The sequence below is a fragment of the Micromonospora sp. IBSANI012 genome (assembly GCF_052814045.1).
Window position 1 is genome coordinate 5,209,397 of sequence record NZ_CP199933.1, and the last position, 25,872, is coordinate 5,235,268.

Consider the following 25,872-nt stretch of genomic DNA (forward strand, 5'->3'; position numbering starts at 1 on the left):
GACTCGTACGCTCACGGACGCGGGGTGCCGGTGCCGCTGGACGGCACGCCCGGCAGCGGGTCGGTCTGGGTCACCGGGGGCAGCGGCTGGCCCGTGCCGCCCGCCGGGTCGGCGTAGCTGGTGGTGCCGCCGTTGTCCGGGTAGGCCGTGCCGGAGTAGCCCGGGGTCGGGTCGAGGTAGCCGCCGTTCGGCACCGCGCGCTGCACGGGCGGAGTCGGGATGACCGCGGTACGGTCCGGGTCGGCGTAGCCGCCGCCGTACAGGCCGTGGCTGCCGGTCTGGTCGTCGCCGGCGGAGGTGATGCCCTTGGTCAGCCGGCCGGCGAGCACGCCCAGCAGGGCGGCCCCGACCAGGAAGGTGCCCGGGTTGCGGCGGGCGTAGGTCTTGACCTCGTTGAGCAGGTCACCCGGCTCGCGCTCCTCCAGCCAGCCGGCCACGCCGTGCACCCGGTCGGCCGCCTGGTGGGCCAGCTCGGTCACCGGGCCGCCCGCGCCGCCGTTCTGCGCCATCGAGCGCATCTCGTCGGCCAGCGAGCGGAGCCCGCCGGCCGCGCGGCGCTGCTGCGCGCCCGTCTGGCTGGCGAGCTGGTTGCGGGCCTCGCCGTAGAGGCTGCGGGCCTGCCGCTTGGTCTCGTCGACCACCTCGCGACCCTGCTCCTTGGCGGTCTGCGCGACCGCGCCACCCGCGTTGGCGGCCTCGGCGCCGACCTGGCGGGCCTGGTCGCGGACGCCACCGCCGTTGTTCTGCTCGCTCTCGTAGGTGGAGGACGAGGATGAGAGATCGTAAGTCATGGTTTTCCTTCCGCTCGGCACTCGTGCGGCTCTGCGCTCGGGGGATCGCCGACCGTCACATCGGCGCAGCCTTTGACTACCCCCGGTCGTCGGGTCCATGCCTGATTCGCCATTTCTCTACGGTCCGTGTCCAGATGGCTACAGAATTGAGGATCGTCCGGCTGTGACCGGCAGCTGCTGCGTGGAGGTGACATCGATGGCACGAGACGTGCGCGGGCGTGGCACGGCCGGGCCGAAACCCCGGGTCCAGCTGGTCGCGCTCGTGGTGGCCGTGATCTTCCTGCTGCTCGGGGTGCTCGGCTTCGTCCCGGGCGTCACCACCGGGTACGACGACCTGGCCTTCGCCGGTCACCACTCGCTCGCGAAGCTGTTCGGCGTGTTCCGGGTGTCGATCCTGCACAACCTGCTGCACCTGCTCTTCGGGCTGGCCGGGCTGGTGATGGCCCGCCGGGTGGCCGGCGCCCGGCTGTTCCTGGCCGGCGGCGGCGCCGCCTACCTGGGGCTCTGGCTGTACGGCTTCCTGCTCGACCGGGACGCCGTGGCCAACTTCATCCCGCTCAACGGCGCCGACAACTGGCTGCACCTGGGGCTCGGCTTCGGCATGCTCACCCTCGGGCTGCTGCTCTCCAAAGACGCGGGCACGGGCGGGCGGCTGGACACCCCGATCGACCGCCCCTGAGGCAGGCCGCCCGGAGCGCCCGGCGTGTCCGAGTTTGATCCTTGGCGGAACCGGGCACCGAAGCGTCAGGCACAGGACGAGGAGGTCACGATGCCGCGGTGGATCAGGAACAACGCGCTGAGCATCGCCATGCTGGGCGCCTTCTTCGTCTTCCTGTCGCTGCAGAGCGTCTTCGGGTGGCAGACCCACAACGAGGAACTGGCGGAGTACGGGGCCCAGCCGATCGGCTGGCTGGCGTACCTGGGCACGGGGCACTTCGCCGAGTCCGTCTTCGAGAACTGGGAGTCGGAGTTCCTCCAGATGGGCGGCTACGTGCTGCTCACCGCATACCTGGTGCAGCGGGGGTCGGCCGAGTCGAAGCCGGAGGGCCAGACCGACCGCCCGGAGGACGACGAGCGCCGGGCCGGCCCGGACTCACCGTGGCCCGCGCGGGTCGGTGGCCTGCCGCTGATGGTCTACCGCAACAGCCTCTCGCTGGCCCTGCTGCTGATCTTCGCCGGCTCGTTCGTCGGCCACCTGCTCGGCGGCGCGGCCCAGTACAACGAGGAGCAGGCGCTGCAGAGCGGTGCCGCCCCGATCAGCGCCTGGCAGTTCCTCGGCACCAGCGACTTCTGGTTCCAGTCCATGCAGAACTGGCAGAGCGAGTTCCTGGCCGTCGGCGCGCTGATCCTGCTGAGCATCGTCCTGCGCCAGCACGGGTCGCCGGAGTCGAAGCCGGTCACCGTGGAGCACGCCCAGACCGGCGCCTGACCCACCCTCAGGCGGCGACCGGCAGGCGCTTGGCGAAGCAGACGCTGTACGGGTTGTCGACGTACTCGCCGTAGACCGGGATCGGCTCGTACCCGCACGAGGTGTAGAGCCCGATCGCGGCCGGCAGGTACACCCCGGTCTCCAGGCACACCACCGAGTGACCCCGCTGGAAGGCCAACTCCTCCAGCGCGGTCAGCAACTGCCGGGCGATACCCCTGCCCCGGTACGCGGGACGGACGTACATCCGCTTGAGTTCCCCGGTGGCGGCATCCAGCGACTGGATCCCGCCGCAGGCCACCGCCCGGCCGTCGACGACCACCGCGAGGTAGCGGATGTCGTCGTGCGCGACGGTGACCTGCCCGTCCAGTCCGCCGTCGGCCTCGCGCAGCTCACGCTGCTGGGCGACGACGAGGGCGTCGATCTCCGGGTCGGTGGAAGGACGGGACTCGATCAGCATCCGACCACGCTATGCCGGGTCGATTTCACGGAGGTTTCCGGCGAACGACCCGGACACGGACATGACCGAGCTATTCGAGGTCGTCGTCGTCCAGGTCGTCGGAGAGGTCCGCGTCCAGGCCGCCGGCCTCCAGCTCGTCGGCGGGGCGCTGCCGGCGCGCCTTGCGGGCGGCCAGCCGCTCCGCGGCCGAGGCCCGGGCCGACTTCTCCTCCAGCCGCACGTCCGTGCCCCGGTTGCCGGGCACGAAGTCGACGCCGGCGTAGAGGGTGGGCTGCCAGTCGAACTCCCGCTCGCCGATGCGCACCAGGTCGCCCGGCTTGGCGCCGACCTTGGCGAGCTTCTCCTCGACGCCGAGGCGGGCGAGCCGGTCGGCGAGGAAGCCGATCGCCTCGTCGTTGTCGAAGTTCGTCTGCCGGACCCAGCGCTCGGGCCGGACACCGCGCACCGTGAAGGAGCCGTCCTCCTCCACGTCGATGGTGAAGCCGGCGTCGTCCACCGCCTTCGGGCGGATGACGATCCGGGTCGGCTCGGCCGGCGGAGCCGCCTGGCGGCTCTGCTCGACCACCTCGGCCATCGCGAACATCAGCTCCTTGAGCCCTTCGCGGGTGGCCGTGGAGACCTCGAACACCCGGAAGCCGCGCGCCTCCAGGTCCGGCCGGACGATCTCGGCGAGGTCCCGCCCGTCCGGTACGTCGATCTTGTTGAGGGCGACCAGCCGCGGCCGGTCGGCGAGGCCGCCGTACTGGGTGAGCTCGGACTCGATGGCGTCGATGTCGGCGAGCGGGTCGCGGCCCGGCTCCAGCGTCGCGGTGTCGACCACGTGCACCAGCACGGCGCAGCGCTCGACGTGGCGGAGGAACTCCAGCCCCAGCCCCCGGCCGGTGGCCGCGCCCGGGATCAGGCCCGGCACGTCGGCGACGGTGAAGGTGTGGTTGTCGACCCGGACCACGCCCAGGTTGGGCACCAGCGTGGTGAACGGGTAGTCGGCGATCTTCGGCTTGGCGGCGGAGATCACCGCGATCAGCGACGACTTGCCGGCGGACGGGAAGCCCACCAGGCCGACATCGGCGACGCTCTTGAGCTCCAGCACCACGTCCAGCCGGTCGCCCGGCTCGCCCAGCTCGGCGAAGCCGGGAGCCTTGCGCCGGGCGTTGGCCAGCGACGCGTTGCCGCGACCGCCGCGACCGCCCCGCGCCGCCTCGAAGGTGGTGCCCACGCCGACCAGGTCGGCCAGCACCTCGCCGTCGATGGTCTGCACCACGGTGCCGTTCGGCACCTTGATCACCAGGTCGTGGCCGTTGGCGCCGTCGCGGTTCGATCCGGCCCCGCCCTTGCCGTTCTCGGCCTTCAGGTGCGGGCGGAAGTGGAAGTCGAGCAGCGTGGTCACCTGCGGGTCGACCACCAGCGACACGCTGCCGCCGTGCCCGCCGTTGCCCCCGTCCGGGCCGCCGAACGGCTTGAACTTCTCCCGGTGGATCGAGGCACAGCCGTGCCCGCCGTCGCCGGCCTGCATGTGCAGGACGACCCGGTCAACGAACGTCGTCACGACGCCAATCCTTCCAGCGGGGTACGCCCCCGCACGCGAAAAGACGAAGCGGGCCGGGACCCGAGGTCCGCGGCCCGCTTCGCCGGAGAATTACTGCTGCGGCACGATGCTGACGGTCTTGCGACCGCGCTTGGTGCCGAACTGGACCGCACCGGCAGCCAGCGCGAAGAGCGTGTCGTCTCCGCCGCGGCCGACCAGGTCACCGGGGTGGAACTTGGTGCCCCGCTGACGGATGAGGATCTCACCCGCGCTGACAACCTGACCACCGAAGCGCTTCACGCCGAGTCGCTGGGCCGCGGAGTCACGACCGTTACGCGAGCTGGACGCACCCTTTTTGTGAGCCATTGGAGGACGACCTACTTCCCGCTGGAGATGCCGGTCACCTTGACCTGGGTCAGCGGCTGGCGGTGACCCTGGCGCTTGTGGTAGCCGGTCTTGTTCTTGAACTTGTGGATCCGGATCTTCGGGCCCTTGGTGTGCGCGGCGATCTCGCCGGACACCGCGACCGAGGCAAGCTTCGCCGCGTCGGTCACCAGGTCGTCACCGTCGACGAGGAGCACCGCGGTGAGCTTCACCGCGTCGCCGGGGGCACCGGCGAGCTTCTCGACCTCGATCACGTCGCCCTCGGCGACCTTGTACTGCTTGCCGCCGGTCTTGACGATCGCGTACATCGGAGGCGGACTCCCTGTCGTTGAGGCTGCTGGCTGGTCGTTCCCACGGCGACTCGCCGGGTAGCAGTGACACCGGCGGCGCGGGCACGCGGGAACTCGGCACACCAAAGTGCGCCGCAGGCAAGCGTACGCCATGGACCGGGTGACACCCAAACCGGGCCCGCCGGTCAGCGCCCGCAGAGCTGGTCGAGGCGCTGCTGGAGGCGGTCGAGCTCGGTCTCGTCGATCGACTCGACGTCGGCGCCGAGCGTGCCGACCTCGGTGGCCAGGTCGGTGAGCAGGGTCTTCAACTGCGGGTCGGTGGCCCGGGCGGACTGCTCCTGCAGCGCCGACCGCCAGCTGGTCAGCGCCGACTCTGCCCGTTTCCGGGCGGTTTCCGCCCCGGTGCTGTCGTTCGCGCCGACCGCGGCGATCATCTTGCCCAGTTCCTCGACGTACGTCCGCACGGCCGCCGAGGAGGCCTGCTCGGCGGCGGCGCAGACCTGCGGCCCGTTGCCTCCCGCCGGGGCGACGCTGACCGGGGCGGACGGCAGCACGGTCGAGGTGGCCGACGGCCCGGTGGACGGGCCGGGGGTGGCCGGGGCGGCCTCGTCGGACCGGTCGCCGGAGCAGCCGGAGCCGGTCAGCAGGACGGCGGTCACCAGGGTGGCGGCGAGCAGGCGGCGCATTGTCTTCTCCTAGCCGGGGGTGACCGATCGTAGCCGGGGCCGGAGAACGCGACAGGGCCCCTCCCGCCGGCACTGTCGCCACGGAAGGGGCCCCGCGAAACGTCGGGCTGGTCAGCCGGTCACGGGCGGGTCCGCCGACGGGGGCCGCCGCGGCGGGACCGGCGCCGGCCGGTGCCGCCCTCGCCGCTCTCCTCCTCGGTGTCGCCCAGCGCGTCCGGGTCGTCCACCCCGGCCAGCCGGGCCGACTCACCCTCCAGGCTGTCGGCGACCGCCGGCGCGGCCGGCGTCTCCGTCTCGTACCGGGACAGGTCGTAGCCCATCGTGTCGTGGTACTCGGCCTCCGCCTCGGCCACCCGGTCCACGTCGGCGGCCTCGGTGGTCTCCACCACCATGCGCTCCGGCGCGGCGGCGGCCTTGCGCGAGCGCCGCCGCGACGGCCCGCCGGTCTGCTCGGTCGCCGGGGCGGCGGCCACCGAGGAGGCGACCGCCTTGACCTTCTCCCCCGCGCCGGCGCCGGCACGCGGCTTCTCCGGCACCGGCTCGGTGTGGATGATCAGGCCGCGGCCCTTGCAGCACTCGCAGGTCTCGCTGAACGCCTCCAGCAGGCCCGCGCCGATCCGCTTGCGGGTCATCTGCACCAGGCCGAGCGAGGTGATCTCGGTGACCTGGTGCTTGGTCCGGTCCCGGCCCAGGCACTCGGTCAGCCGGCGCAGCACCAGCTCACGGTTCGACTCCAGCACCATGTCGATGAAGTCGATCACCACGATGCCGCCGATGTCGCGCAGCCGGAGCTGGCGCACGATCTCCTCGGCCGCCTCCAGGTTGTTGCGGGTGACCGTCTCCTCGAGGTTGCCCCCAGAGCCGGTGTACTTGCCGGTGTTGACGTCGATGACGGTCATCGCCTCGGTGCGGTCGATGACCAGCGACCCGCCGGAGGGGAGGAAGACCTTCCGGTCCAGCCCCTTGATGATCTGCTCGTCGATCCGGTACTCGGCGAAGATGTCGGTGGCGCCGACGTGCCGGCGCAGCCGGGCGACCAGGTCGGGCGAGACGTGCGACAGGTACGACTCGACCATGTCGTACGACTGCTCGCCCTCGATGACCAGCTCGCGGAAGTCCTCGTTGAACAGGTCCCGGACGACCCGGATGACCAGGTCCGGCTCCTCGTAGAGCAGCACCGGGGCACCACCTTCGGCCGCCTTGGCCTGGATGTCCTCCCACTGGGCCTGCAGCCGCTTGACGTCGCGGGCCAGCTCGTCCTCGCTCGCCCCCTCGGCGGCGGTCCGGACGATCACGCCGGCGCCGTCCGGCACCAGCTTCTTCAGCACGTCCCGCAGCCGCTTGCGCTCGTTGTCCGGCAGCTTGCGGCTGATGCCCGAGGCGTTGCCGTTCGGCACGTAGACCAGGTGCCGGCCGGAGAGCGCGATGTGGCTGGTCAGCCGGGCGCCCTTGTGCCCGATCGGGTCCTTCGTCACCTGCACCAGCACCGAGTCGCCGGAGCGCAGCGCCTGCTCGATCGAGCGGGCCCGCCCCTCCAGTCCGCTCACGTCCCAGTTGACCTCACCGGCGTACAGCACGGCGTTGCGGCCGCGCCCGACGTCGACGAAGGCCGCCTCCATGCTGGGCAGGACGTTCTGCACCTTGCCGAGGTAGACGTTGCCGGCCATGGTGCCGGAGGAGTTGCGGGTGACGTAGTGCTCGACCAGCACGCCGTCCTCCAGAACGGCGATCTGGGTGCGGTCGCCGCGCTGGCGTACCGCCATCACCCGGTCGACCGCCTCCCGGCGGGCCAGGAACTCCGACTCGCTGAGGATCGGCGGCCGGGTCCGGCGCTGCTCGCGGCCGTCCCGACGGCGCTGGCGCTTGGCCTCCAGCCGGGTCGAGCCGGAGACGCCCTGCACCTCGTCGACGGCCTTGCGCGGCTCGCGGATCTTGACCACGGTGGGCACGCCGTCCTCGGCGCCGCCCTCGACGTCCCCGGCGCCCCGGCGGCGACGACGGCGCCGGCGGCGGGTCAGCCCGTCGCCCTCGCCCTCCTCTTCATCGGGCTCCTCGGCCTCGCCGCCCTCGGCCTGGACGGCCTCCTCGGCCTCCTCCTCGTCGCTGTCCTCGGCGCCGCCCTTGCCGCGACCGCGGCCCCGGCGACCACGACGACGGCGACGGCGGGCCGCCGCGCTCTCGTCCTCGTCCTCTTCCTCGGCCTCGGCGGCCTCCTCGGCCTCGCCGGTGGGCTCCTCCTCGACCTCGAGCACCTCGACCGGCTCGACCTCGCGGCGACCGCGGCGACGCCGGCGACCGGTCTCGGCCGGCTCCTCGACGGCCTCCTCGGCCGCCGCCGGGCCGGGCTCGACCACGCGGACGGCCGGCAGCTCCTCGGGCAGCGGGGCCATGAACAGCACGGTGGGCGCGGAGAGCGCGGCCCGCCGACGGCGGGTACGCGGCTCCGGCGCGACCTCCGCCGACTCGCCGCCGGGCACCGCGACACCGGGCGGGACCTCGCCGGCCCGGCTCTCGGCGTCGGAGGTGGCGACGGCCGGCTCGGCGGCACCCGGCCGGGCCTCCTCGGTGGCGGCCTCGGCGGCCTCGGCGGCCTCGGCCTCGTCGACCGCGGTGGGCTCGGTGGGCGCCGCCGCCTCGACGGCGGGCTCCTCCTCCTCGGCCGGCTCGACCATCGGCGCGGCGGCCTCGGCCGGCGCGGCCGGGGTCTCGGCGGCCGGCTCGGCGGCCGCCGGGGCGGCGGCCTTCTTGCGCCGGGTACGGGTGACCTTCACCGGCGGGACGACCTCTGCCGAGGGCTCCTCGGCACCGGTGGCCACCTCCGGCTCCTCGGCGGCCTTGGCGGGCGTCGCCTTGCGCCGGCGACGGGTGGTCTTGGGCGGGGTGTCCAGTTCACCGGCGACCGGGGCCAGCACCTCGGCCTCGTGCGCCTCGTCGGTGGCGGAGGCCGCGGCCGCGGACGCCTCGGCGGGCGCCTCGACCTGCTCCGGCTGGCTCAGCGGGGCCGCCTTGCGCCGGGTGGTACGCCGGCGCTTCGGCGCCGCCTCGGCGGCGCTGTCGGTGGCGGCACCCTCGGCGCTGGTGCTGTCGGTGGCGTCGGCGGTCTGGCCGGCCGGCTGTGCGCCGGTCCGTTCGCCGCCCTCGGGCTCGTTCTCGAGCATGGACGTTCTCCAGTTCTGGCCGCCCCGGGCGCGGGTGAGCGCTGCCACGCAGGGTTGCCGCAAAAGTGTTTCCGCCGGGCGCGCGAGGTGCGCGACCGCCGAAGTCTGCCTGCCTAGAGCACCGACCGTCGGTCAGTGCTCACCGATGGTTGCCCCGTCGCGGTCCGCGTCCAACGGATCCACGATCGCGCCCTGCGCGGTCAGCGTGCCCTGCGCCAGCCGGATCACCCTCGGTGAGACCGGCGGCACCAGGTCGGCCACCACGCGGAGGCCGGAAAGGACGTCATCGGGCCGTACGGACGGGGTGACCTGCCGCACGACCAGTTCGAGTATCGCACACGCGGAGTCCGGTACCCCGGAAGGCGTCTCCGCGGGCGGCACCACATCGATACGCATGACGGCGGACCGGGCGTCGAAGGTGCGCCGGCCCTGCTTGGTCATCCGCTCGACCTGGATCTCGTCGGCGGCGGTGAAGGCGGCGACGGCGCGGTGCAGCGCGGCCGGCTCGACCTCGGGCAGCTCGATGCGCCAGTGCGAGGCCTCGATCCGGTCGGCCAGGCTGCCGCTCTCTGCGACCACCGCGTCGAGCACGTCCAGCCCCGGCGAGAGCGCGGCGTCCAGCGCGGCGCGCAGCTGGTCCGGGTCGACCGGCTCGCGCAGGCCGATCTCGAGGTACTCCGCCTCGCTGGCGACGCCGGTGGGGGCCGCGCTGGCGTAGGAGATCTTGGGGTGCGGCGTGAAGCCCTGGGAGAAGGCGATCGGGACGCCGGCCCGGCGCAGCGCGCGCTCGAAGGCCCGGGCGAAGTCCCGGTGCGAGGTGAACCGGAGCGGGCCGCGCTTGGCGTACCGGATCCGGACGCGCTGGACGACCGGCGCCTGCCCGCCCTCCGGCTGTGGTTTTTTGCTGATCGTCGTGCTCCTCGGTGTCAGGACCGGTCGGTCATGAAGGTGTCACGGATGCCGGTGACAATAACTTCATGATCGCCGGGCGGGGCGGGTGGCGCGCCCACGCGCGGCGCACCCGCCCCGGTACGGTCACTGCTGGGCGCCGGTGGGGACCTTCAGGCCGTTGACCGGGGTGAGCGGGAGCAGCTTCCGGCCGGTGGGGCCGATCTGGATCTCGGTGTCCATCGACGGGCAGACGCCGCAGTCGAAGCACGGGGTCCAGCGGCAGTCGTCCTGCTCGTACTCGGAGAGCGAGTCCTGCCAGTCCTGCCAGAGCCAGTCCTTGTCCAGGCCCGAGTCGAGGTGATCCCAGGGCAGGACCTCCAGCTCGTCGCGCTCCCGGGTGGTGTACCAGTCGAGGTCCACGCCGAAGGTCGGCAGTGCCTCGGCGGCGGCGTCCACCCAGCGCTGGTACGAGAAGTGCTCGCTCCAGCCGTCGAACCGGCCGCCGTTCTCCCAGACCTTGCGGATCACCGCGCCGACCCGGCGGTCACCGCGGCTGAGCAGGCCCTCGATCAGCGACGGCTCGCCGTCGTGGTAGCGGTAGCCGATCGCCCGGCCCAGCGAGCGATCCGAGTTGATCGCCTGCTTGAGGATCTTGAGCCGGTGGTCGATGACCTCCGGGCGCTCCATCGGGGCCCACTGGAACGGGGTGTGCGGCTTCGGCACGAAGCCGCCGATGGAGACGGTGCAGCGGATGTCCTTGGAACCGGTGGCGGCCCGGCCGGCCTTGATGACCTCGTGCGCCATGTCGGCGATCTCGAGGACGTCGTCGTCGGTCTCGGTGGGCAGGCCGCACATGAAGTACAGCTTCACCTGCCGCCAGCCGTTGGTGTACGCGGTGACGACGGTGCGGATCAGGTCTTCCTTCGACACCATCTTGTTGATGACCTTGCGGATCCGCTCCGACCCGCCCTCCGGGGCGAAGGTCAGGCCGGTACGCCGGCCGTTGCGGGACAGCTCCTGGGCCAGGTCGATGTTGAACGCGTCCACCCGGGTCGACGGCAGCGACAGGGACACGTTGGTGCCCTCGTACTGCTGGGCGAGGCCGGAGCACATGTCGCCGATCTCGGAGTGGTCGGCCGAGGAGAGCGACAGCAGGCCCACCTCGTGGAAGCCGGAGAACTCCAGCCCGTCGCGGACCATCTGGCCGACGGTGGTGATCGAGCGCTCCCGGACCGGGCGGGTGATCATGCCGGCCTGGCAGAACCGGCAGCCCCGGGTGCAGCCCCGGAAGATCTCCACCGCGTACCGCTCGTGCACGGTCTCGGCGAGCGGCACGAGGGGCTTCTTCGGGTACGGCCAGGCGTCCAGGTCCATCGTCGTGCGCTTGTGCACCCGGAACGGCACGTCCGCCCGGTTCGGCACGACCCGCTGGATCCGGCCGTCGGGCAGGTAGTCCACGTCGTAGAAGCGCGGCACGTAGACGCTCTCGGTGCGGGCCAGCCGCAGCAGCAGCTCGTCGCGCCCGCCCGGGGAGCCCTCGGCCTTCCACGCCCGGACGATCGTGGTGATCTCCAGGACCGCCTCCTCGCCGTCGCCCAGCACGGCGGCGTCGACGAAGTCGGCGATCGGCTCCGGGTTGAACGCGGCGTGCCCGCCGGCCAGGATCACCGGGTCGGCGTCGGTGCGGTCGGCGGCGAGCAGCGGGATGCCGGCCAGGTCGATCGCGGTGAGCAGGTTGGTGTAGCCCAGCTCGGTGGAGAACGAGACGCCGAACACGTCGAAGTCGCGCACCGAGCGGTGCGCGTCGACGGTGAACTGCGGCACGCCGTGGGCGCGCATCAGCTTCTCCAGGTCCGGCCAGACCGCGTAGGTGCGCTCGGCGAGCACGTCGGGCAGCTCGTTGAGCACCTCGTAGAGGATCTGCACGCCCTGGTTGGGCAGGCCGACCTCGTACGCGTCGGGATACATCAGCGCCCAGCGCACGGTGGCCGCGTCCCAGTCCTTGACCACCGCACCCAACTCGCCACCGACGTACTGGATGGGCTTGGTCACCTGGGGCAGCAGCGGCTCCAGCTGGGGCCAGACGGAATTGGCCGCGGCGGGGCGCGGCGTCGTGGACGGGGCACTCATGATGCCCAAGGGTACGCGCCCGCCAGCCACCCACCGCGCCGCACCGTCCGCCAATCCCCGACGGACCCCACGAAGCGCGCCTCCTGCCCCGCCCAGGTCAACGCCCCCCGCGCAGCCCCTCCGCCCCCACCGCCCGGTCCCCATGATCCAGTCGCATCTTCCGAGACGACACGCCGTGCTCGGACTCGGAAAGATGCGACCCGATCTTGAACCCCCGCGACCACCCCGCCCCCTACCACCGGCACCACCCGCGCCCGGCGACCACCGCCCAACCTCGGCACTGGTCAAGCTATCGGCGCCCGAGCGCCCGGTCTGACCCGTTACGGCACCCTCACCCGGTGTCGCCCGGGGGCGACCGACGGTGGACGGGTTCGTCGCTGGTGGCATGCCGGTACTAACCTCGCAACCGGCGCGAGAGGAGATTGCCGCGATGCCGCAGCCCCAGCCGGGGGCGGACCGGCCGGCCGACGGGAGCCCCCCGGTCACCGACGTCGGCCGGGAGCCGGCCGTCGCCGAGGAGCAGACCCCCTCTCCCGTACCCGCCGACGCCGGGCCCCGCACGGGCCCCGAGGGCACCCGTGAGCTGCCCGCCGACCGGGCCACCGCCCCGGGCGACCCGGAGCGGACGGCGGCCGAGCCGGCCACCGCGTCCCCGGACGAGCCCACCGCGCCGACCTCACCCGCCGAGGGCCGGAGGCCCGACGACCCGGAGTCAGCCCCGGTCGAGGCCGCCCCGACAGACGACGCACCTCCGCCCACCCGGATCGACACCGCACCGCCCGCCGCACAGCCCACCGGGCTCGACACCCGTGCGCCCGACGGACCGGAGCCCACCCGGGTAGACACCGGCGCGCCTGCGGCCCCGCAGCCCAGCCGGGCTGACACCGGTTCGCCGGCCGCCACCCCGGAGCCCACCCGGGTCGACACCGGTGCGCCCGCCACCCCGGAGCCGACCCGGGTTGAGCCGGAGCCGCCCGCGCCGCGCTGGACCGGTTCGGCGGCGGTCCCGCCCCCGCCCCCGCGTCGCCGTGCCTGGGGCGAGTCGGCGGAGCCCACGCCCATCCCGCCCACCCCGGTCGACCTGCCCGAACACCGCACCCCGGTGGACCCCTGGGCGGGCGCGGACACCGGCTCCTGGGAGCTGGAGCACCACCACCACCTCCCCGCGCTCCCGCCGACCCTGCCCTACCCCGCGCCGCCGCTCACCCGGCCGTACGAAGCCGCGCCCCCGGCCACCCGGCCCTACGAGGCCGCGCCGCCGCCGTCCCGCCCGTACCCGCCGCCCGCCGCGCACCCGGTGTCACCGCCGCCGATCGCCCCGTCCCGGCCGGCACCGCCGCCTCCCCCGCCGCCCGCGCCGCCCAAGCAGCGCCGGGGCCGCCGCCCGAAGGCGGTCACCCCGCCACCGGGGTGGGAGGCGCCCCGCGGGTACGTCCCGGTGCCGGTCCGGCGTCGCCGGCGCTGGCCCTGGATGCTGCTGCTGAGCCTGGTCTGCTGCTGCGGTTGCCCGGCCTGGTTCGGCAAGCCGATGTGGGAGCAGTACCCGGCCGACGCCGCGCTGCCCGGCCAGGTGGCCGACCTGACGCTGCGGCAGGACGCCCGTAGCCAGGCCACCGCCAAGCGGCTCAAGGCCGAGGTACGCGCGGCGAACCTGCTCTCCGAGGATGTCTTCGCCGGGGTCTACGGCACCGGCGACGGCAAGCGGGTCACCGTGTTCGGCGGCACCGGCTTCCGGTTCAACCCGGAGTCCGACGCGGACGACGAGATGACCCGGCTGACCGAGACCTACCGGCTCGACGCCCCCCAGGCGGTCGAGACCGGGGTGCGCGGCCGGTACGAGCGGTGCGCCACCGGCCGGTCGGACGGCGCCGACGTGGTGGTCTGCACCTCGGTCGACTACGGCAGCATCACCACCGCCGTCTTCACCCGGCTCTCCGTCGACGACAGCGCCAGCCTGCTGGACACCCTGCGGGAACAGATCGTCACGCCGCCGCCGGCGCAGCCCTGAGGTTCGCCGGGGAGCTGTCGCGACCCGAGCAGCGCCCGCGCAGGCGCCTCGGCGTCAGACGGCGCCGGGCTCCCCCGCCAACGGCGGGTGGGCGCGCGGCGGGGCGTAGCGCGGTACGTACTCCTGGCCGGTGAGCTTCTGGATCTCGGCCATCAGCTCCTCGGTCATCGCCCGCAGCGACGTGCGGTCGTCGGACCGACCGGTGAAGTCCAGCGGCTTGCCGAACCGTACGGTGATCTTCGCGCGGCCGGGCCGGGGCACCCGGGCGCCGATCGGCTGGGCCTTGTCCGTGCCGATCATGCCGACCGGGATGATCGGCACGCCGGCCGCCACCGCCAGCCGGACCGTGCCGGTCCGCCCCCGGTAGAGCCGCCCGTCGGGCGAGCGGGTCCCCTCCGGATAGACCGCGACCAGGTCGCCACCCTGCAACGCGGGGATGGCGGCGTCGAACGCGGACAGCGCCGCCCGGCCGCCGGCCCGCTCGACCGGGATGGCGCCCAGGCCGGTGAGCACGAACTTGGAGAAGGCGCCCTTGGGCCCGGTGCCCTTGAAGTACTCCGACTTGGCCCAGAAGGCCAGGTGCCGCGGGACCACGGTGCCGAGGAAGAGCTCGTCGGCGACCGAGAGGTGGTTGCCCGCGAAGATCGCACCACCGGTTTCCGGGATGTGCTCCAACCCCTCCACGGTCGGACGGAAGGCCAGCCGGAGCGCGGGCGCCACGGTGAGCTTGCCGATGGTGTAGAGCAGGGGCACTGGTCCTCCGGCGGTCGTACGTGAACAGGCGGTGTCACGGTAGCGGACGGGTCCACGCGGCCCCGCGCGGGTGGCGGGCCGGCCGGCTGGTGAGCGGGCCGGTCGGGGGCTCGGGCGGAGCCGGTGGCGGCGGCCCGGCGAAACACCGCCGGACCACCACCGCCGCACTACCTCATACCCGGCGGACGGCCACCGTCACGCGCTCGCCCTCGCCGACCTCGCCGGCGAAGCCGTCGACGCCCTCGGCGAAGTCGACCGTGTCGGCCAGCACCTCCCGGGCCACGAAGTCGGTGTACGCCGACACCGCCGCGCGCACCTCGTCGGAGGCCGACACCGACACCACGATCCGGTCCGAGACGTCCAGGTCGGCGTCCCGGCGGGCCTGCTGCACGACCCGGACCACGTCCCGGGCCAGGCCCTCGGCGGCCAGCTCCGGGGTGACCTCGGTGTCCAGCACGACCACGCCCTCGCCGCCGGGCAGCGGCGCGGAGTGCTCGGCGTCGGCGGCGACCAGCCGCAGCTCGTACTCGCCCTCGGCCAGGGTGACGCCGGCGGCGACCGGGGCGCCGTCGACCAGCTCCCACTCCCCCGCCTTGACCGCCTTGATCACCTGCTGCACCGCCTTGCCGACCCGCGGGCCGAGCGCGCGCGGCACCACGGTCAGCACCTGCTGGCAGTACGCGGACACCTCGTCGGAGAAGACGACCTCCTTCACGTTGACCTCGTCGGCGACCAGATCGGCGAAGGGCCGCAGCTGCTCCGCGACCGGGGAGGCCACGGTCAGCTTCGACAGCGGCAGCCGCACCCGCAGGCCCTTGGCCTTGCGCAGCGACAGCGCCGCCGAGGCGACCGCGCGCACGTTGTCCATCGCGGACACCAGCTCGTGGTCGGCCGGGAACTCCTGCGCAGACGGCCAGTCGGTCAGGTGCACCGACCGCTCGCCGGTGAGGCCGCGCCAGATCTCCTCGGCGGTCAGCGGCGCCAGCGGCGCCACCACCCGGCAGAGCGTCTCCAGCACCGTCCACAGGGTGTCGAACGCCTCGGCGTCGCCCGACCAGAACCGGTCCCGGGAGCGACGCACGTACCAGTTGGTCAGCGCGTCCAGGTAGGACCGGACGGTGGCGCAGGCGCCGGAGATGTCGTACGCCTCCATCTGCCCCTGGACCGTCTCGACCAGCTCGTTCGTCTTCGCCAGCACGTACCGGTCGAGCAGGTTGCCGGCGGCTTCGCCGCCGCCCGTCGGCTCAGCGTCGGTCCTCCGCTTCGCCCTGTAGCCGTCGGCGTTGGCGTAGAGCGAGAAGAAGTACCAGACGTTCCAGAGCGGCAGCAGCACCTGCCGGACGGCGTCCCGGATGCCCGCCTCGGTGACCGCCATGTCACCGCCGCGCAGCACCGGCGAGGACATCAGCATCCAGCGCATCGCGTCCGAGCCGTACGCGTCGAAGACGTGGTAGACGTCCGGGTAGTTGCGCAGGCTCTTGGACATCTTGCGCCCGTCCGAGCCGAGCAGGATGCCGTGGCTGAGGCAGTTGCGGAACGCCGGCCGGTCGAACAGCGCGGTGGCCAGCACGTGCATGGTGTAGAACCAGCCGCGGGTCTGCCCGATGTACTCGACGATGAAGTCGCCCGGGTAGTGGTGCTCGAACCAGTCCGCGTTCTCGAACGGGTAGTGCACCTGGGCGAACGGCATCGAGCCGGACTCGAACCAGCAGTCCAGCACCTCCGGCACCCGGCGCATCATGGACTTCCCGGTCGGGTCGTCCGGGTTCGGCCGGACCAGCTCGTCCACCGCCGGCCGGTGCAGGTCGGTCAGGCGTACGCCGAAGTCCCGCTCGATGTCGGCCAGCGAGCCGTACACGTCCAGCCGCGGGTAGTTCGGGTCGTCGGACTTCCACGCCGGGATCGGCGAGCCCCAGAACCGGTTCCGGCTGATCGACCAGTCGCGGGCGTTGGCCAGCCACTTGCCGAACGAGCCGTCCTTGATGTGCCCCGGCGTCCAGTTGATCTGCTGGTTGAGCTCGACCATCCGGTCCTTGAACTTGGTCACCGCGACGAACCACGACGACACCGCCTTGTAGACCAGCGGGGTGTCGCAGCGCCAGCAGTGCGGGTACGAGTGGGTGTAGGTGTCCTGCTTGAGCACCACCCCCCGCTCCTTGAGTTCGCGGATCACCGGCTTGTTGACGTCGAAGACCTGCTCGCCCTGGTACGGCGGCACCAGCGCGGTGAACCGGGTGTGGTCGTCCACGGTGACGACGGTCGGGATGCCGGCGGCGTTGCAGACGTTCTGGTCGTCCTCGCCGAAAGCCGGAGCCAGGTGGACGATCCCGGTGCCGTCCTCGGTGGTGACGAAGTCCGCCCCGAGCACCTGGTACGCGTTCTCCCCGGCCTGCTCGACCAGGAAGTCGTAGAGCGGGACGTACCGGCGCCCGACCAGGTCCCGGCCGTACACCGTGCCGACCTGCTCGTAACCCTCCAGCTCCTTGGCGTACGCGGCCAGCCGCGCGGCGCCGACGACGTAGCGGTCCCCGTCGCGCTCCAGCACCGCGTACTCGATGTCCGGGCCGACGGCGAGCGCCAGGTTGGACGGCAGGGTCCACGGCGTGGTGGTCCAGACACCGAGCCGGACCGGCCCGCGCACCAGCTCGGGGGCGGACTCGTCGGGGGTCAGCCCGAACCAGACCGAGAGGGTCGGGTCGTGCCGGTCCCGGTAGACGTCGTCCATCCGGGTCTCGGTGTTCGACAGCGGCGTCTCGCAGCGCCAGCAGTACGCCAGCACCCGGAAACCCTCGTAGACCAGACCCTTGTCGTGCAGGGTCTTGAAGGCCCACATGACGCTTTCCATGTAGTCCAGGTCGAGGGTCTTGTAGTCGTTGGCGAAGTCGACCCAGCGGGCCTGCCGGGTGACGTACCGCTCCCAGTCCTGGGTGAACTCCAGCACGGAGGTGCGGCAGGCCTCGTTGAACCGGGCCACGCCGAGGTCGAGGATCTCCGCCTTGCTGGTGATGCCGAGCTGCTTCTCGGCCACCACCTCGGCGGGCAGGCCGTGGCAGTCCCAGCCGAAGCGCCGCTCGACGTGCCGGCCGCGCATGGTCTGGTAGCGCGGCACCACGTCCTTGACGTACCCGGTGAAGAGGTGGCCGTAGTGCGGCAGGCCGTTGGCGAACGGCGGGCCGTCGTAGAAGACGTACTCGTTCTTGCCGTCGGTGCCGGCCGGGCGGGCCTCGACGCTGGCCTCGAAGGTCTTGTCGGCCGTCCAGTGCTCCAGGACCCGGCGCTCGACCGCGGGCAGGTCCGGGCTCGCCGGGACACCGGCGGCGGTCGGGTCGTGCATCGGATAGGCCATCGGGGGTCGCTCTCCTCGCGCAGCTCACTCATCTGTGGTCTGCGAGGACGAGCCTTCCGGGTACGCCTCGACGGCGTGCCCGAGCGGCCCGCGGTACCACCCCGCTTGGCGGTCGAGGTGCGACCGCCCGCTCGTTGGCCGGCTGTGACGGGCCGGACCCGTCCGGTTCTACTGGGCCGGTCACCCGGCTGTTCTTCCGGAGGCTCGCCGGTGATGGCCGGGTCATCGCCTTACGGTCGCCAAGGATACTCGACCGGCGGTGTGCAGCGCCGCCGAGTTCTCCCGCCTGCGATCCGGGTCCACCCGACGAGGCCACCGTGGCCCGCACCAAGATCGCGGTCAGCCCGCTCTGGGAGGCCCAGACCTGCGCCGGGCAGCTGCCATGACCACCGTCACAGCCCGCCGCCGTCACGCCCCCGGCCGCGGTCCCGTCGTGTCCGTGCAACCGACGGAACACAGGGAGGCCGCAATGAGTCGGATCGACGTGGGCCAGGTCGCGCCGGAGGCGTACCAGGCGGTGCTGGGCCTGGAGAAGTACGTCCGGGCGAACGTCGACCACCGGACGCTGGAGTTGGTGAAGCTGCGCGCGTCGATGCTGAACGGCTGCTCGTTCTGCGTGGACATGCACAGCCGGGACGCGCTGGACGCCGGCGAGTCGAGCCGGCGGCTCTTCGCGGTGGCGGCCTGGCGGGAGGCGCCCTTCTTCGACGAGCGGGAGCGCACCGCGCTGGCGCTCACCGACGCCGTCACCCGGCTCGGCGAGCACGGCGTACCCGACGAGGTGTGGGACGCCGCGGCGAAGCTCTGGTCGGAGAAGGAACTGGCCGACCTGGTGATGGCGATCGCCACCATCAACGTGTGGAACCGGATCGCGGTGACCAGCCAGGCGCAGCCGCCGCTGGAGGTCTGAGGTCCGGACACGACGACGCCCGGGCCGGTTCACCGGCCCGGGCGTCGTGACGGTTCAGCCCAGCTCGGGGAACCAGAGCCCGATCTCGCGCTTGGCGCTGTCGGTGGAGTCCGAGGCGTGCACCAGGTTCTCCCGGTTGGACAGGGAGAGGTCGCCGCGGATGGTGCCGGCGGCGGCCCGACGGCCGTCGGTGGCGCCGACCAGGCCGCGCACCACGTCGATCACCTGGTCGCCGGAGAGGATCAGGGCGACCAGCGGACCGCTGGTCATGAAGTCCTTCAGCGGCGGGTAGAACGCCTTGTCGACGTGCTCGGCGTAGTGCTGGTCGGCCAGCGCGGCGTCCATCGTCCGCGTCACCATGGCGTCGATCCGCAGGCCCTTGCGCTCGAAGCGGGAGATGATCTCGCCGACCAGACCGCGGCGGACCGCGTCGGGCTTGATCAGTACGAGCGTGCGCTCATCCGGGCTGCTGCTGGACACGCTGAGTTCCTCCTGTGCGCGGAAGACGGCCGGGCTGGGTACGGTCAGCCTAGCGACCCGGTCCCGGCGTCGGCGCGGCGGCTGCTCTTTCCAGCGGCCGCCGATCCCGCCTAGCCTGGTCCTGACCCCTGGGAGGTCCACTGTGGCGAATGGCGGGAACCGCACCATCGCGCCGGTACGCAAGCTCATCGCCGCGGTCCTCGGCACCGTGGCGACGTTCGTGGTCCTGTTCGGGCTGGGCATGACCAGCTGGGCGATCGTGGCCCTCGGCGTGGCCCTGCTGGTGCTGGCGATCGCCCTGGCCACCGTCCGCGGCGGCGGACGCACCTGGGTGATCGGCGTCGGGCACGTGCACAGCGCCTCCGAGCCACCCACCCAGTACGCCTTCGGCCGCTGCGAGCTGCAGTTGGTGATCGACGCGCCGGGCCTGCCTCCCCGCTCCAAGAAGATCATCGAGCCGCGGGTGCCGGTGTCCAAGTGGCCCTCGCTGGGGCAGACGCTGCCGATCCGGGTGGCCCTGGACGACCAGCGGCACGTCCGGGTGCTCTGGGACGAGGTGCCCACCCACGCGGAGAGCGCCGCCGCCGTCGACCTGCCGCCGGAGTACGCCGACGCCGAGCCGGTCGACGAGGTGCTCATCGTCCAGGAGGCCCCGCCGTGGGCCGGCCGTACGCCCGACGACGACTTCCACGACGACTTCCACGACGACCTGCGCGACGAGTTCCGCGACCCGCCCCCGGCCGACCCGCTGCGCCCCGAGCCGGTGGTGCTGCCCGACGAGCGTGAACCGGTGGTGGTGCACCAGCGCCCCGGCGGCCCGGTGGTGCTCGAGGGCACCCTGGTCGAGCCCCCGCCGGCCGGCGGGCTGCCGCGCCGGGCGGCCACCACCCCGTCCCCCCGCCCGCCGGTGGACGAGCGCTTCGACGCCCCGGTGGTCGACCCGGTGGACGTGCCGCTGGACGACCCGGAGCCCCGGGACCGGCTCGACCCCGACGAACTGGACGAGGCGATCTTCGGGTACGACCCGGCGGCGGACCCGGTCGACCAGGGCGCCCCGATCAGCGGGGTCGGGCTGACCCTGCTGGTCACCGACCTGTCCCGGTCGCTGGCCTTCTACCGGTCGCTGGGCTTCGGCGAGATCGACCGGGGCTCCGGCAACGCGGTGCTCGCCTCCGGCGCCACCCGCCTGGTGCTGCGCGAGATCACCGGCGCCGCCCCGATGAGCCGCCGGCTGGTGCACGTCAACCTGGAGGTGGACGACATCGACGCGGCCTACCGGCGGCTGAAGGACTCCGGGGTGAAGTTCACCTACGCGCCCCGGGTGGTCAACCGGGGCACCAAGCTGGAGGTCTGGGCGGCCGCCTTCCGCGACCCGGACGGGCACGGCATCGCGCTGACCCAGTGGCGGGAGCGCGCCGACGCCTGACCCCCGGCTCAGCCGAGGATGACCCGGCGGACGTGCAGGGCGTACGCCCAGACCAGCCCGAAGATGATCCCCAGCGCCAGCAGCGACCAGTGCAGCAGCCCGGAGAGCAGCAGCAGGCCCTGCACCACCGTGCCCGCCTGCCAGGCCCAGGGCCGCCCCATCCGGCCGGCCAGCACCACGCAGACGACGGCCAGCGCCACGATCGCCGCGATGGCCGCCCCGCTCAGGTCGCCGCCGACCACCCGGATGGGCTGGATGGCGAGCAGCAGCACCAGCGCCTCCAGGGCCAGCGTCCCGGCGCCCAGGCCGCGTACCGCCTTGTCGGGGTTGCGCAGCCCGGACCGCCGCTCCCCCGGCACGCCCGGGTCGGCGACCGGGTCGCGGCGGTCCTCGTCGGGGGCGCTCATCGCTTGAGCAGCCGTCGGGCGTCGGCCACGGTCACCACCGAGCCGGTGACCAGCACCCCGACCCCGGCCAGCTCACCGGGCACGTCGGACTCGGCCTCGGCGACGGCCGCCTCGATGGCGTCCGGCATCTCGTCGGCGACCTCCACCCGATCCGGCCCGAACACCTCGCGCGCCAGCGCGGCCAGTTCGTCGGCCGGCATCGTCCGGGGCGAGCTGTTGCGGGTCACCACCACCGTGTCGAGCACCGGCTCCAGCAGCTCCAGCAGGCTGCCCGCGTCCTTGTCGGCCAGCACGGCGAGCACGCCGACCAGCTTGCTGAACGCGAACTCCTCCTGCAACGCGGTGACCGTGGCGGTCATCCCGTGCGGGTTGTGCGCCCCGTCCAGCAGGATCGTCGGGGCGGTACGCACCTTCTCCAGCCGGCCCGGCGAGCTGGCCGTGGCGAAGCCCTCCCGGACGGCCTCCACGTCGAGCTGCCGCTTCGTCCCGGCCCCCAGGAACGCCTCGACGGCGGCGAGCGCCACCGCCGCGTTCTGCGCCTGGTGCGCGCCGTGCAGCGGGATGAACACCTCCTCGTACACGCCACCGAGGCCCTGGATGGTGAGCACCTGCCCGCCGACGGCGACGGCCCGGCGCAGCACGCCGAACTCGGTGCCCTCCCGGGCGACGGTCGCGCCGACCTCGAGGCAGCGCTCCAGGATCGGTCGGGCCGCCTCGTCGTCCTGCGCGGCGCAGATCACCGTGGCGCCGGGATGGATGATCCCGGCCTTGTGCAGGGCGATGTCCTCCAGGGTGTCGCCCAGCCACTCGGTGTGGTCCAGCCCGATCGGGGTCAGCACGGCCACCCCGGCCTGAAGCACGTTGGTGGCGTCCTCGGCCCCGCCGAGCCCCACCTCGACCACCGCGACGTCGACGGGCGCGTCGGCGAAGGTGGCGAAGGCCAGCGCGGTGGTCATGTCGAAGTAGGTCAGCGGCTCCGACGAGCGCTGGTCGACCAGCTCGGCCAGCGGCTTCACCTCGCGGTACGTGGCGACGAAGCGTTCCTCGCTGACCGGCTCCCCGTCCAGGGCGATCCGCTCCCGCACCGTCTCCAGGTGCGGGCTGGTGTAGCGGCCGGTGTGCAGGCCGAAGGCCCGCAGCAGCGAGTCGATCATCCGGGCCGTGGAGGTCTTGCCGTTGGTCCCGGTCAGGTGGATCGACGGGTACGCCCGCTGCGGGCTGCCGAGCAGGTCGAGCAGGGACTCGATGCGGTCCAGCTCGAAGACCATGCGGGTGAAGCCCCGCGCGGCCAGCTCGGCGTCGACGTCGGCGAACTCGGTGCGATCGGTGCGGTCGGTCACGAGGAAAGCGCCTCCAGGGCGGCGTCGATGCGGGTCAGGTCCGCCTGGGCCACCGCCAGCCGGTCACGAATCTTGGCGACCACCGGTTCGGGGGCCTTGCCGACGAAGGCGGGGTTGTCGAGCTTCGCCCGAGCCTGCGCGACCTCCTTCTCGGCCGCCGCGCGGTCCTTGGTCAACCGGGCCCGCTCTGCCGCCACGTCGATCGAGCCGCGGGTGTCCAGCTCGACGCTGACCTCGCCGGGCATGGCGAGGGTGGCGCTGGCCTGGAAGTCGCCGGCCGGGGCGTCGAGCCGGACCAGCGAGCGGATCAGCGGCTCGTGCGCCGCGATCCCGGCCACGGCCAGGCCGTCCAGCCGGGCCGCGACCCGCTGGGTCGGGCGCAGCCCCTGGTCGGAGCGGAACCGCCGGATCTCGGTCACCACCCGCTGAACGGTGCCGACCTCGCCCTCCGCGGCGTCGTCGATCCGGGTACGGTCGGCCACCGGCCAGGCGGCCGTCATCACCGTCTCGCCGCCGGTGAGCGCGATCCACAGCTCCTCGGTGACGAACGGGATGACGGGGTGCAGCAGCCGCAGCAGCTGGTCGAGCACGTGCCCGAGGACCCGTCGGGTGGCCTCGGCCGCCGGCCCGCCCTCGGCCAGCACCGGCTTGCTCAGCTCGACGTACCAGTCGCAGACGTCGTCCCAGGCGAAGTGGTACAGCAGGTCGCAGACCTTCGCGAACTCGTACGCCTCGAACTGCTCGTCCACCTCGGCGGTGACGTGCGCCAGCCGGGACAGGATCCACCGGTCGACGGTCGACAGCTCGGCGGCGGGCGGCAGCTCCCCCTCGGTGTGCGCGCCGTTCATCAGCGCGAACCGGGTGGCGTTCCAGAGCTTGTTGCAGAAGTTCCGCGAGCCCTGGCACCACTCCTCGCTCACCGGCACGTCCTGGCCGGGGTTGGCGCCCCGGGCCAGGGTGAACCGGGTGGCGTCGGCACCGAACCGGTCGATCCAGTCCAGCGGGTCGACGACGTTGCCGAACGACTTGGACATCTTCTTGCCGTGCTCGTCGCGGACCATGCCGTGCAGGGCAACGACGTCGAACGGCTGCCGGCCGTCCATCGCGTAGAGGCCGAACATCATCATCCGGGCGACCCAGAAGAAGAGGATGTCGTAGCCGGTCACCAGGACGCTGGTCGGGTAGAACTTCGCCAGGTCCGGGGTCTGCTCCGGCCAGCCGAGGGTGGAGAAGGGCCACAGGCCGCTGGAGAACCAGGTGTCCAGGACGTCCTCGTCCTGGTGCCAGCCCTCGCCGGTGGGCGGCTGCTCGTCCGGGCCGACGCAGACGATCTCGCCGGCCGGGCCGTACCAGACCGGGATGCGGTGGCCCCACCAGAGCTGCCGCGAGATGCACCAGTCGTGCATGTTGTCGACCCAGGCGAAGTAGCGCTTGGCCAGCTCGGCGGGCTCGATCTTCACCCGGCCGTCGCGCACCGCGTCCCCGGCGGCCTTGGCCAGCGGGGCGGTGTTGACGAACCACTGCAACGACAGCCGGGGCTCGACGGTGGTCTTGCACCGGGAACAGTGCCCCACCGCGTGCACGTACGGCCGCTTCTCGGCGACGATCCGGCCCTGCTCGCGCAGCGCGGCCACGATCGCCGGGCGGGCCTCGTACCGGTCCAGGCCCTGGAACGGGCCGTGGGCGGTGATGACACCGCGCTCGTCCATGATCGTCAGCGCGGGCAGGTCGTGCCGCTGGCCGATCTCGAAGTCGTTGGGGTCGTGCGCCGGGGTCACCTTCACCATGCCGGTGCCGAAGCTCGGGTCGACGTGCTCGTCGGCCACGATCGGGATCCGCCGGTCGGTCAGCGGCACGGCGACCTCGGTGCCGATCAGGTGCTGGTAGCGGGCGTCGTCGGGGTGCACGGCCACCGCGGTGTCACCGAGCATGGTCTCGGCCCGGGTGGTGGCCACCACCACCTCGTCGCTGTACCGGATCGAGATGAGCTCGCCCTCGTCGTCGGTGTGCTCCACCTCGATGTCGGAGAGCGCGGTCAGGCAGCGCGGGCACCAGTTGATGATCCGGTTGGCCCGGTAGATGAGGCCGTCGTCGAAGAGCTTCTTGAACATGGTCTGCACGGCCCGGGACAGGCCCTCGTCCATGGTGAAGCGCTCGCGGTCCCAGTCGACCGCGTCACCGAGGCGGCGCATCTGGCCGAGGATGGCCCCGCCGGACTCGGCCTTCCACTGCCAGACCCGCTCGACGAACTTCTCCCGGCCCAGGTCGTGCCGGGACAGCCCCTCGCCGGCGAGCTGCCGCTCGACCAGGTTCTGGGTGGCGATGCCGGCGTGGTCCATGCCGGGCAGCCAGAGCGCCTCGTACCCCTGCATCCGCTTGCGCCGGTTCAGGGCGTCCATCAACGTGTGCTCGAACGCGTGCCCCATGTGCAGGGAGCCGGTGACGTTGGGTGGCGGGATGACGATGGTGAAAGGGGGCTTGTCGCTCTGCGCCGACGCCCGGAAGTGGCCGGCGGCTACCCACTGCTCGTACCGTCGCTGCTCTACCTCGCCGGGCTGGTACTGGCCGGCAAGGGTCGGGGCGTCGGGGCGTCGGGCATCCAGTCTCTCGGTCACCCTGAAAGTCTACGGAGCGCTTCCGCGGACCCGACGTGCGCCACCTGTCATTCGCGTACGGTGGCGGACATGTCCGACGCGAATCTCACCGAGCGTCAGCTCGACGAGGGGCCCGACCCGGTCGATCTGACCGACGAGCCGATCCAGCTGAGCCACCGGGACCCGGCGAGCGATCCGATCCGGCGGGCGCCGGCCTCCCGCCGTCGGCGGATCGCCCTGGCCGTGGCGCTCGCCGTCGGCCTGGCCGGCGCCGCCGCCCTGGGCACCGCCGGCTGGCGGGTGGCGCAGCAGAAGGACACCCGGCTGAGTGCCCCGGACCAGGTCGCCGGGCTGACCCGGGACGACTCGGAGCGGGCCCGCAGCACGGCGGACTACCTGCGCAGCGGCTTCGCCGCGGACATCGACCTGGACACCAGTTTCGGCACCGTCTACCGGGACCCGGCGGACGAGACCCGCGCGGTGCTGCTCTTCGGTGGCACGACGCTGCTGTGGCAGCCGGAACGGGACCTGGACAGTCTCTTCGGGTTGATGGCCGACGAGACCGGCCGGGTGGCCGGGCTGCGCGAGGTGCCCGCCGGCAAGTTGGGCGGGGTGATGAAGTGCGGCACCACCAGCGGGGACGGCGGTGACTTCACGATCTGCGGCTGGGCGGACCACGGCAGCGCCGCGATGGCGATGTTCCCCAGCCGCTCCGTTGACGACGCCGCCGGCCTGTTCCGTCAGATCCGCGAGGGCGTCCAGACCCGCGGTTGAGCCGTCGCGAAAGGGCCGTGGCGTCGAGCGACCCCGCGGCCCTTCTTCGTGTACGGCTCGCGCCCGGCGTGATTCCGGGGGTGGGTATACCAA

The 25,872-nt window shown here is 72.9% G+C and carries 21 protein-coding genes; 6 read left to right on the forward strand and 15 right to left on the reverse strand.

The annotated features are described in order from the left end of the window. Positions 1-11: 11 nt before the first annotated feature. Positions 12-791 carry a hypothetical protein gene (locus ACTWM8_RS24020; protein ID WP_446210994.1) on the reverse strand — a complete coding sequence of 260 codons (780 nt, stop codon included), beginning with the start codon at positions 789-791 and terminating at the stop codon, positions 12-14. A gap of 196 nt (positions 792-987) precedes the next feature. Between ACTWM8_RS24020 and ACTWM8_RS24025 the strand changes: the two genes are divergently transcribed. Then, entirely contained in the window at positions 988-1,470 is a 483-nt protein-coding gene (locus tag ACTWM8_RS24025) for a DUF4383 domain-containing protein (protein WP_446210995.1), read from the forward strand. Between the two features lie 90 nt (positions 1,471-1,560). Then, the gene (locus tag ACTWM8_RS24030) at positions 1,561-2,220 is read left to right on the forward strand and encodes a DUF6766 family protein (protein ID WP_446210996.1); all 660 of its coding nucleotides are present in this window, start codon (positions 1,561-1,563) and stop codon (positions 2,218-2,220) included. A 7-nt stretch (positions 2,221-2,227) separates the two neighbouring features. On the opposite strand, the gene ACTWM8_RS24035 is transcribed toward ACTWM8_RS24030, so the two are convergent. The 8 genes from ACTWM8_RS24035 to ACTWM8_RS24070 all read right to left on the reverse strand — a co-directional run bounded on the left by ACTWM8_RS24035 (position 2,228) and on the right by ACTWM8_RS24070 (position 11,741). Beyond that, the gene (locus tag ACTWM8_RS24035; protein WP_446210997.1) at positions 2,228-2,677 is read right to left on the reverse strand and encodes a GNAT family N-acetyltransferase; all 450 of its coding nucleotides are present in this window, start codon (positions 2,675-2,677) and stop codon (positions 2,228-2,230) included. A gap of 70 nt (positions 2,678-2,747) precedes the next feature. Beyond that, the gene (gene obgE / locus ACTWM8_RS24040) at positions 2,748-4,223 is read right to left on the reverse strand and encodes a GTPase ObgE (RefSeq protein WP_446210998.1); all 1,476 of its coding nucleotides are present in this window, start codon (positions 4,221-4,223) and stop codon (positions 2,748-2,750) included. Positions 4,224-4,313: 90 nt separating this feature from the next. Next, complete coding sequence (rpmA, locus tag ACTWM8_RS24045; protein WP_088975624.1) at positions 4,314-4,568, reverse strand: 50S ribosomal protein L27; 255 nt, start codon at positions 4,566-4,568, stop codon at positions 4,314-4,316. Positions 4,569-4,579: 11 nt separating this feature from the next. After that, complete coding sequence (gene rplU, locus ACTWM8_RS24050) at positions 4,580-4,894, reverse strand: 50S ribosomal protein L21 (protein ID WP_088960746.1); 315 nt, start codon at positions 4,892-4,894, stop codon at positions 4,580-4,582. 167 nt (positions 4,895-5,061) lie between these two features. Continuing rightward, a complete protein-coding gene (locus ACTWM8_RS24055; RefSeq protein ID WP_346538653.1) occupies positions 5,062-5,562 on the reverse strand; it encodes a hypothetical protein in 501 nt (166 codons plus the stop codon). Positions 5,563-5,681: 119 nt separating this feature from the next. Then, positions 5,682-8,720, reverse strand: coding sequence for an Rne/Rng family ribonuclease (locus tag ACTWM8_RS24060; RefSeq protein WP_446210999.1), 3,039 nt, complete (start codon positions 8,718-8,720; stop codon positions 5,682-5,684). Positions 8,721-8,852: 132 nt separating this feature from the next. Further along, on the reverse strand, positions 8,853-9,572 hold the full coding sequence (locus ACTWM8_RS24065; protein WP_446214654.1) for a TIGR03936 family radical SAM-associated protein: 720 nt from the start codon (positions 9,570-9,572) through the stop codon (positions 8,853-8,855). A 183-nt stretch (positions 9,573-9,755) separates the two neighbouring features. After that, the gene (locus tag ACTWM8_RS24070; protein ID WP_446211000.1) at positions 9,756-11,741 is read right to left on the reverse strand and encodes a TIGR03960 family B12-binding radical SAM protein; all 1,986 of its coding nucleotides are present in this window, start codon (positions 11,739-11,741) and stop codon (positions 9,756-9,758) included. A 430-nt stretch (positions 11,742-12,171) separates the two neighbouring features. On the opposite strand from ACTWM8_RS24070, the gene ACTWM8_RS24075 reads away from it, so the two are divergent. Further along, entirely contained in the window at positions 12,172-13,749 is a 1,578-nt protein-coding gene (locus ACTWM8_RS24075) for a hypothetical protein (protein WP_446211001.1), read from the forward strand. A gap of 54 nt (positions 13,750-13,803) precedes the next feature. Here the strand turns inward: ACTWM8_RS24075 and ACTWM8_RS24080 are convergent, their stop codons facing one another. After that, positions 13,804-14,502 (reverse strand): lysophospholipid acyltransferase family protein, encoded by a 699-nt coding sequence (locus ACTWM8_RS24080; RefSeq protein WP_446211002.1) that lies wholly within the window; start codon positions 14,500-14,502, stop codon positions 13,804-13,806. Positions 14,503-14,674: 172 nt separating this feature from the next. Next, positions 14,675-17,848 (reverse strand): isoleucine--tRNA ligase, encoded by a 3,174-nt coding sequence (ileS, locus tag ACTWM8_RS24085; protein WP_446211003.1) that lies wholly within the window; start codon positions 17,846-17,848, stop codon positions 14,675-14,677. Positions 17,849-18,317: 469 nt separating this feature from the next. Here ileS and ACTWM8_RS24090 point away from each other — a divergent pair, with 469 nt between their 5' ends. Beyond that, positions 18,318-18,758 carry a carboxymuconolactone decarboxylase family protein gene (locus ACTWM8_RS24090; protein ID WP_446211004.1) on the forward strand — a complete coding sequence of 147 codons (441 nt, stop codon included), beginning with the start codon at positions 18,318-18,320 and terminating at the stop codon, positions 18,756-18,758. Positions 18,759-18,812: 54 nt separating this feature from the next. Here ACTWM8_RS24090 and ndk read toward each other — a convergent pair whose 3' ends face one another. Beyond that, positions 18,813-19,238, reverse strand: a complete 426-nt coding sequence (gene ndk, locus ACTWM8_RS24095; RefSeq protein WP_446211005.1) for a nucleoside-diphosphate kinase — start codon at positions 19,236-19,238, stop codon at positions 18,813-18,815. 142 nt (positions 19,239-19,380) lie between these two features. On the opposite strand from ndk, the gene ACTWM8_RS24100 reads away from it, so the two are divergent. Beyond that, positions 19,381-20,664 carry a VOC family protein gene (locus ACTWM8_RS24100; RefSeq protein ID WP_446211006.1) on the forward strand — a complete coding sequence of 428 codons (1,284 nt, stop codon included), beginning with the start codon at positions 19,381-19,383 and terminating at the stop codon, positions 20,662-20,664. Between the two features lie 8 nt (positions 20,665-20,672). On the opposite strand, the gene ACTWM8_RS24105 is transcribed toward ACTWM8_RS24100, so the two are convergent. From ACTWM8_RS24105 to ACTWM8_RS24115, 3 genes are all read right to left on the reverse strand, one after another. Next, on the reverse strand, positions 20,673-21,071 hold the full coding sequence (locus ACTWM8_RS24105; protein WP_446211007.1) for a DUF4233 domain-containing protein: 399 nt from the start codon (positions 21,069-21,071) through the stop codon (positions 20,673-20,675). Next, positions 21,068-22,339 carry a bifunctional folylpolyglutamate synthase/dihydrofolate synthase gene (locus ACTWM8_RS24110; protein WP_446214655.1) on the reverse strand — a complete coding sequence of 424 codons (1,272 nt, stop codon included), beginning with the start codon at positions 22,337-22,339 and terminating at the stop codon, positions 21,068-21,070. Before ACTWM8_RS24110 ends, ACTWM8_RS24105 begins: the two co-directional genes overlap by 4 nt. 68 nt (positions 22,340-22,407) lie before the next feature. Beyond that, entirely contained in the window at positions 22,408-25,026 is a 2,619-nt protein-coding gene (locus tag ACTWM8_RS24115; RefSeq protein WP_446211008.1) for a valine--tRNA ligase, read from the reverse strand. Positions 25,027-25,095: 69 nt separating this feature from the next. On the opposite strand from ACTWM8_RS24115, the gene ACTWM8_RS24120 reads away from it, so the two are divergent. Continuing rightward, positions 25,096-25,779 carry a hypothetical protein gene (locus ACTWM8_RS24120; RefSeq protein ID WP_446211009.1) on the forward strand — a complete coding sequence of 228 codons (684 nt, stop codon included), beginning with the start codon at positions 25,096-25,098 and terminating at the stop codon, positions 25,777-25,779. The last annotated feature ends 93 nt before the right edge of the window (positions 25,780-25,872 follow it).